Below are 8,793 nucleotides of genomic sequence, written 5' to 3' on the forward strand. Positions count from 1 at the left end.
AGAATATGATTGCGCTCAAAATTCTTAACACAACCAATTACCATCCATTTTCATGATACTTTTTGTAGCGTGAAAATATCACACCAATCTTATGCAGATTAAAAAGGCCAATGTTCAGCATATTAGTGAGTTAAATGAACTTCAAAAAGGAATTTTATTTGATTCTCTAAAGCACGAAGATTTTAGTTTATACAATACGCAAATAGTATTAGAAATACATGGAGAACTACATACTGATGTATTGCAAAATGCACTATACGAAACACAGAAACACAACGACGTATTAAGATCAGTTTTTGATTGGGAAAAAACAAGTAAACCATTGCAAATTATATTAAAAGAGCTTGCAATGGATTATAAAGTTGTTAGCATTTCAGAAAATACGGAGGCGCAGATTGACAATTTCTTAAATCAAGAGCGAAAACTAGGATTCAACCTGAACGAAGGTTGTCCAGTTAGAGTACGACTTTTGAAAAAAACGACTGCTCAATATTTATTGGTAATCACGCATCATACAATTTTATATGATGGTTGGAGCAATGCTATTTTCTTAAAAGATATATTTTCTACGTACCACAAACTCCAAAAAGGAGAAGGAAACTACAAAAACGTTTCAAAAGTACAGTACAAAGCATATCTCAATCAATTGCAAAACCAGCCTGTAAAGAACTCAGCTGAATTTTGGAAAACATACTTAGAAGAATACACGCCAGGCATATTATCAAAAGTAACTGCCGAAAATGATACCAATGGAACGGCTAGAGAAAAACAAATACTACCAATTGAGCAACTGACCGATTTTTGTAAAAAGGAAAGCATCACAAAAGCTTCGTTGATATATGTAGCGTATGGTTTATTGCTTCAAAAATATGCAGATTCGGATGATGTAATGTATGGTACGCCAGTATCTACCAGAAACCCATTGCTTCAAGGAGCTGACGAAATCATGGGGAATTTTGTTAATACGCTTCCACTTAGATTTCGTAGCACAGCTGACGAACGTCTTATCGATATCATTAAAAGAACCGATAAAGAATTACTGACTAGAAATGAACACAACAATTCTTCGCTAAATCAGGTAAAAACGTTTGTGCAATCGAGTAAAGAAAATGAGCTATTTAATACCATACTTGCCATTGAAAACTATCCAGTAGATAACAATGCTATCAACATAAATAAGGAGTTTACACTTCAATTGTATGCTACGTATGAAAGTGTTGAAGCGCCATTGCTGGTACAAGTATTTTTCAATACTTCTTTAGAAATTACTGTTCAATACGCAACCAATTATTTTTCTAAAAAATACATTCAACGGTTACTCAACCACTTTAAAAATTGTATCCATCAGCTACTTTCCAATCCATCACTAAAAAAGAAAAACCTTCATATTCTTGACACCGATGAACGGGAAGAACTATTGCTCAATAGTAACGGTCCAAAAATTGACTATTCAGGAAAAACCATCTTAGACAAATTCGATGAAATTGTCAAACAGCACGGTTCTAGAAAAGCAGTTAGTTTTGAAGGAATAGAACTGAGCTATCAAGAGCTTGATGAAAAATCAACGCAATTAGCCAAAAAAATACGATTGGAGAATGCGTTTAGTGAAGATAAATTAATTCCTATTTGCTTACAACGATCGGAAAAAATGATTCTTGCCATTCTTTCGGTTCTCAAAGCAGGCTGTGCGTATGTTCCTATGGATCCTACCTATCCTGTAGAAAGAAAAAAATACATACTTCAAGATACTGATGCAAAAATCGTCATAACGACTTCGGAGTATGAACGTGAATTTGCAGATTACGGATACAATAGTATCGTCTTAGATGCGGAAAATGACGAATCGCTACCAAATACTACTGCATACAACTTGCCAAAAGTGACTGGCAATGATACTATTTATGTAATCTACACGTCTGGAACCACAGGAAAACCAAAAGGAGTTATCAACACACATCAAGGGTTGAACAATAAAATGATGTGGATGCTCGATTATTTAGCAGTCAATGCGCAAGATGTAGTATTGCAAAAAACAACCTACTGTTTTGATGTTTCTTTTTGGGAATTCTTTCTACCATTATTAGCTGGTGGAACGCTAGTATTGGCAAAGCCAGAAGGCGAAAAAGACAGTGAATATTTAGCGAATATAATCAACGAAAAAGAAATTACAATCACTCATTTTGTACCTTCCATGCTCAATGCTTTCTTATTAAGTGATGCAATTGGGAACATCCAAAAGCTACGCGCAGTAGTATGTAGTGGAGAAGCGTTAAAACTAGCGACGGTACAACACTTTAAAAAAATATTGCCTAAAGTTGAACTACATAATTTATACGGTCCTACAGAAGCTGGAATTGAAGTAACTACTCAAAATTTAACAAATTACAACAGCAATATTGTTCCTATAGGAAAACCTGTCGCTAATACACAAATGTATATCGTAGATCGGGAACAGAAATTACAACCAATTGGTAGTACGGGCGATTTGCTTATAGGAGGAATTCAAGTAGCGGAAGGTTATCGAAACCTGGCACAACTGACACAAGAAAAATTTCAAAAAGATCCGTTCAAAAAAGAAAATAGAATCTACAAAACAGGCGACAAAGCCAGATGGTTGCCTGATGGAACTATTGAATTTTTAGGAAGAGCTGATTCGCAAATTAAACTGCGAGGATATCGTATAGAAATTGGAGAAATAGAAAGCATTCTTGAGAAAATTCCAGAATTATATCAAAGTGCCGTACAACTACAAGACATCTACGGAAATCAACATTTGGTATGTTATTATGTATTACAGAAAGATGTTACAATAGAAGAAGAGAGCATTCAAGAAAAATTAAGAGCATATCTTCCAGCGTACATGATTCCTAGGTTTTACAAGCAGTTAGAGGAGTTTCCAGTTACGTCTAATGGAAAATTAGATCGAAAAAAACTGCCACAAATTACCATTGAAACGGTTGATAGCATTGTACTGCCTGAAACAGCAGAGGAAGAAAAAATGTTGGCTATTTGGACTTCTCTATTAGGCGTAGCATCGATAAGTGTGACGGAAAGCTTTTTTGTATTAGGAGGCGATTCCATCAAGGCGATTCAACTAATGAGTCGTTGTAAAAATGCGGGATTACACTTTAAAATCAAAGATATATTCAACTATCCAAGCATCCGCAGTTTATGCAAAAATTTGCTCACAGAAACAACCACTGTATCCGAATCTGGAAAACTACAAGGAACTATAGAATTGCTAAGTATTCAACAAGAATTTTTAAACAGCAATCCTCATACGCCTGAACATTACAACCAATCAGCCTTCGTAAGTCTCTCTAAAAAATTCACTTCCGATCAACTAAAAAATGCGGTTCAACAATTGATGGAGCATCACGATATGCTTCGAGCACTTTTTGTGAAAAATGATGATGAATATACGGCGTATTACGGACCGTTAAAACATAACTTTTTCTATACCGAACACAAGGGAAGATCATCGCTGGAATCAATTTGTATGAAGTTTGAAGCTTCACTAAAATTAGAAGAATCTCTTTGCAAATTTGTACACATACTTGATGAAGAAGCTGAAGAAAACAAACTGTTCATAGTAGCACATCATTTAGTAATAGATGGTATTTCATGGAGAATATTACTAGAAGATTTAGAAAATATTTTGTTGCATGAAACTCAAGGCGAGTCATTTACCTTACCTCAAAAACAAACCTCTTTCAGACAATGGGCGAGCAAACTAAAACAACACAGTGAAAAAATATTGCATAGTAGCGAACAATCATACTGGCTAAAACTTCACGAGCAATTTCAACTTGAAAATACTGATAAAGAGACCATTCCTACGGTCAAATTTGGCGAACTGCAAGAATATCGTTTACAACTAAATGCTACGGAAACTTCAGCATTGCTACAAAACATTCACACAACGTTCGGCACTAATATTAACGATGTATTACTAAGTGCTTTGGTCGTAGCGATGAATGCAGGGTTCAATCTAGCGCATTTTTACATTGCATTAGAAGGACACGGACGCGAAGATGTATTCTCTGATGTAGATATTAGCAGAACTATTGGATGGTTTACAAGTATATATCCTGTGCGATTGCAGCATCATGCAGATGTAAAGGAACTACTGATAGAAACCAAAGATACACTCCGAGATATTCCAAACAAAGGGATTGGTTACGGATTGCTCAGTACACTATGTGAAGATGCACAAATACGAGAAAAATTAGCTTCCATAAAACCAACGATACTGTTCAACTATCTTGGAAGTTTTGATGAAATTGTAAAAAAAGAAAGTCTTTTTGGTTATGAGATGGACACTAGACAACTAGATGTTTCTCCCAACAATAAAGTAGCACACAACCTTGCCATAAACAGTATGGTAGTAAATAACATGCTCGATATTAGTATCACTTACAATCCAGCATGCTATACAAGTGCAGAAATACAACGCTTTGCCAATACCTATCATCAAGCAATAACACAAATAACAACACTTTGTAATGCGCCTGAAACTTCTGTAGAGTCATCACGTTCTGATTATGGATTACCTGCAACGGTTAAAAACAAAGAATTAAACGCCTTTAAAAACAAACGGCAAGCACAATATGGAAAAATAGAAACTATCTATCCGTTAAGTGCGCTTCAAGAAGGAATACTATTTCATTCCTTATTTGATGAGTCCACTACGGCGTATGTGAGTGAGTTTTCATTTGATATCACAGACGGATTTGACAAGACTATTTTTGAAAAAAGCTGGAATCATCTTGCAAAACAGCATGAAATACTACGAGCAGGAATATATGCCAATGACTTAGCTGTTCCGGTACAATGTATCTACGAGCGAGTTGTATTGAATTTGATAGAATTAGATTGTAGAGAACTCAGCGAGTCAGAAGTGTCTTCAAAACTATCACAAATAGGACAAGAAGGAATCCAACTAGAAACACCGCCGTTATTCAAAATTACACTCGTTCGCATATCTGATACTATAATGCGTGTTGTAGTACACTATCATCACATTCTGTGGGATGGATGGTCGCTATCTATATTAATGAATCAATTCTTAAAAGTCTACAACAATCTGTATACTACACACACACTTCCTGTAATAAAGGGAAGTCGTTATCGCTCTCATGTAGAACAAATCAAGAAATATCAAAAATACAATACCTCAAAATATTGGAAAGAGTACCTAAAAAACAGTACGGAAGAAACCTATATACCTTTCATAAAAAAACCACTAAAAAGGAATAAAATAGTAGCCAATACAACACGAAAATTTAGTCTTGGCGAAGAAATTACAAAGCTGATTTTAAAATACTCTAAGGAAAATGAAGTAACCGTAAATACAATCATTCAAGGCTGTTGGGGATACATGCTACACAAATATACAGGTCAAGAATATGCAACTTTTGGAGCAATAACTTCTGGAAGAAATACTTCAATAAACAATATGGAATCAGCGGTTGGACTATACATAAACACGCTGCCAGTTGTAGTTGATTGTACAGGAGAATTATCCATATCTGATTGGCTTTCAAAACTACAACAAGAACACGCTTTCACAAGAGAAGAATATGGATATGACTCGTTGGTTAGAATCAATGAATACCTAAACAAAAGTGAATCTCTTTTCGACAGTTTGCTTGTCTTTGAAAATTACCCAGTTGATACATCTGTACTGAATGACAGCAATTTAAAAATACAAAATCTCCAAAGTAACGAATATACAAACTACGCTCTAACACTCGAAGTCATCATCCAAGAGAACGATATAGCTTTCAATCTAAACTATCATGATGAATTACTAGACCATCATACGGTTTCCATGATAGAAAAACACATATTGCAAGTATTAAACTCACTACACGATAAAAAAACAACTACGATTTCGGATGTTGAACTTCTTGCTTATGAAGAAAAACAGGAAATCCTCAAATATAGCACCGGCGCTACAGTCGATTACGGAGATGCCACGCTCTTAGATATGTTTAGGGAGATGGTAGCTAAAAAAGGAACTAGTACTGCTTTGCATTACGAAGGAGAGACGATGAGTTACAAAGAACTAGACAGTCTTTCAGATGATTTGGCAGGTTACCTTATAGAAAAAGGGATATTGGGAGAAGACAAACTTGTTCCCATCAGTTTAGACCGTGGCTTTACGATGGTTGTTGGGATTCTAGGGATTCTAAAAAGCGGCGGCGCTTACGTACCGATTGATCCTTTATATCCAGCCTCTAGAAAGCGTTACATTCTAGAAGATATCAATGCAAAAACGATTCTGACCTCTAGTGATTACCAGCAAGAATATCACGACTTAGGCTATGATGCTTTCCCTGTTGACAGACAAGAAAACTATCAGACCAATGATAAAATTGCACTTCCAAAAGTAACTCTAGAAGATACGATTTACGTACTATACACCTCAGGAAGCACGGGCGTTCCCAAAGGCGTTATCAATACACATGAAGGACTCTACAACCGTCTTTTATGGATGCGCGATTACTTATCTTTAGATGAAAACGATGTTGTACTACAAAAAACAACATTCTGTTTTGATGTTTCCTTTTGGGAATTAATCCTTCCCTTAGTTATCGGAGGCGAAATGGTGCTTGCTCGTACTGGCGGAGAAAAGGACAGCGAATACCTATCCAAAGTAATTGAAAAGCAAGGCATTACACTAGTGCATTTTGTACCTTCGATGCTATCAGCTTTTCTATTAGATGTAGAGAGTTCGTTCCCAAGTCTTACTAATGTTGTTTGTAGTGGAGAAGCCTTGCCTGAATCGGTAGTCTCATCATTTAGCTCAAAAATGGGTACTACACAATTATACAATCTCTACGGACCAACGGAAGCTGCTATTGATGTAACGGCAATCAACCTGAGCACTTACAAAGGCAGTGGCGTTCCCATAGGAAAACCTGTGAGTAACACACAAATCTATATCCTAGGAGAAAACAATGTTCTTCAACCCATTGGCGTGAAAGGCGAGTTATGTATTGGCGGAGTACAAGTAAGTAAAGGTTACTTACACAACGAGGCATTAACCGATGAAAAATACACCAACAATCCGTATGGAGCAGGAAAACTCTACCGCACGGGCGATGTAGCCCGTTGGGATGCAAATGGAAACATAGAATACCTAGGCAGAGAAGACAGTCAGATAAAACTCCGCGGTTATCGTATAGAACTTGGAGAAATTACGCGTGTGGTGGAAAACTACGATGGTATCTCACAGGCAGTGGTTATCAAAGGCGAAATAGGTCAAAGCGAACAGCTGTTATGTTATTATACAGGAGATACAGAAAATCAGATAGATGAAAACAACCTCAAGGCGTATCTCTCCGCTCAACTACCAAGTTACATGGTGCCTAGCCATTACCAAGCGCTGTTAGAATTTCCACTGACTAGCAATGGTAAATTAGATAAAAAACAGCTTCCTGCCATTCATATCACACATCAAGCAGGAGAGCAAGCGGCACAGACCAAGGATGAAAAGGCAATGGTTGCTATCTGGGAAGGCTTATTGGGAATATGTCCTATCGGTATAGAAACGAGTTTCTTTGAATTGGGCGGTGATTCCATCAAGGCAATTCAACTGATGAGTCGCAGCAAACAACAAGGCTATCACTTTAAAGTAAAAGACGTTTTCAAACACCCAACAGTCAAAGGCTTGCTATCGGTATGTGGCGCATCAGAGACGGTTTTAATAGAGACAGGACTGTTAGAAGGCGATTTTGAGTTACTACCGATTCAACATCGATTTATAGAAGCCAATCACCCAGCGCCGCATCACTACAATCAATCGGTACTGCTGAGTATTCCAAAAGATTTATCAAGTGAAACTCTCCAACGCAGCCTCTCCAAACTGATAGACCATCACGATATCCTACGCAGTATATACAAAGACGGACAAGGTTTCTATCAGCCAGAGATGGATAACTACTATAAGGAAGAAATCGCAGCTGATGAAAAAGCACTAACAGCGCTATGTCAAACATATCAAGAAAGCTTTGATTTAAGCACTGGACCGCTCATTTATTTTGTAAAGATTACCTATGCACAAGATACCAAGAAAGACCGCTTATTTATCGTAGCGCATCACTTGGTGATTGACGGTGTTTCATGGCGTATTGTTTTGGAAGATTTAGAACAACTACTATCGCATCAAAATTACCAGCTACCGGCAAAGCAGAGTTCACTTCGTCAGTGGTCAAATGGTTTATCAGCCTATGCAAGCTCTTTATCAGAAAGCCAGCAAGACTACTGGCAAGAAATCAGTAAAGAGTACAGTATTTTTAAAGATCCGCAGACACTATCAGGTACACTAGAAACTCATAGTAACAACTTACATCAAGAACTCACCAAAAGTCTATCTCAAGAGATTCATGGGATATATGGCACAGAATTACAAGATGTCCTGCTGGGTTGTCTCTCAAAAGTATTAGGAAATCAGTATGATAGCTCAAAGATATATATCGATATTGAAGGTCACGGACGAGAAGAAATCATATCAGGATTAGATATCAGTCGTACCGTAGGCTGGTTTACCAGTCTCTATCCATTAAAATTAGAAGTGTCAGAAACCATCGGCGTTCAACTTCGAGACACCAAAGACATGCTACGCGAAGTACCCGATGGCGGACTTGGCTACGGTGCTTTACGCTATTTAAGTGATACTCCAGAAGCCTACACCTATAGCAAGGGCGGAATTCTGTTTAACTACTTAGGCGACTTTGATGGTACAGTATCAGAAGAAGGTTTGGTAGGCTTTGCAGGCGAATCCAC

At 37.2% G+C, this 8,793-nt stretch carries 1 protein-coding gene; it reads left to right on the forward strand.

What is annotated here, in order from left to right; translation table 11 throughout:
- Positions 1-91: 91 nt before the first annotated feature.
- Positions 92-8,793 (forward strand): non-ribosomal peptide synthetase (locus C8N46_RS06815; protein ID WP_146169749.1); only part of this gene is annotated, 8,702 nt, incomplete at its 3' end.

The organism is Kordia periserrulae (assembly GCF_003054265.1).
Lineage (GTDB): Bacteria > Bacteroidota > Bacteroidia > Flavobacteriales > Flavobacteriaceae > Kordia > Kordia periserrulae.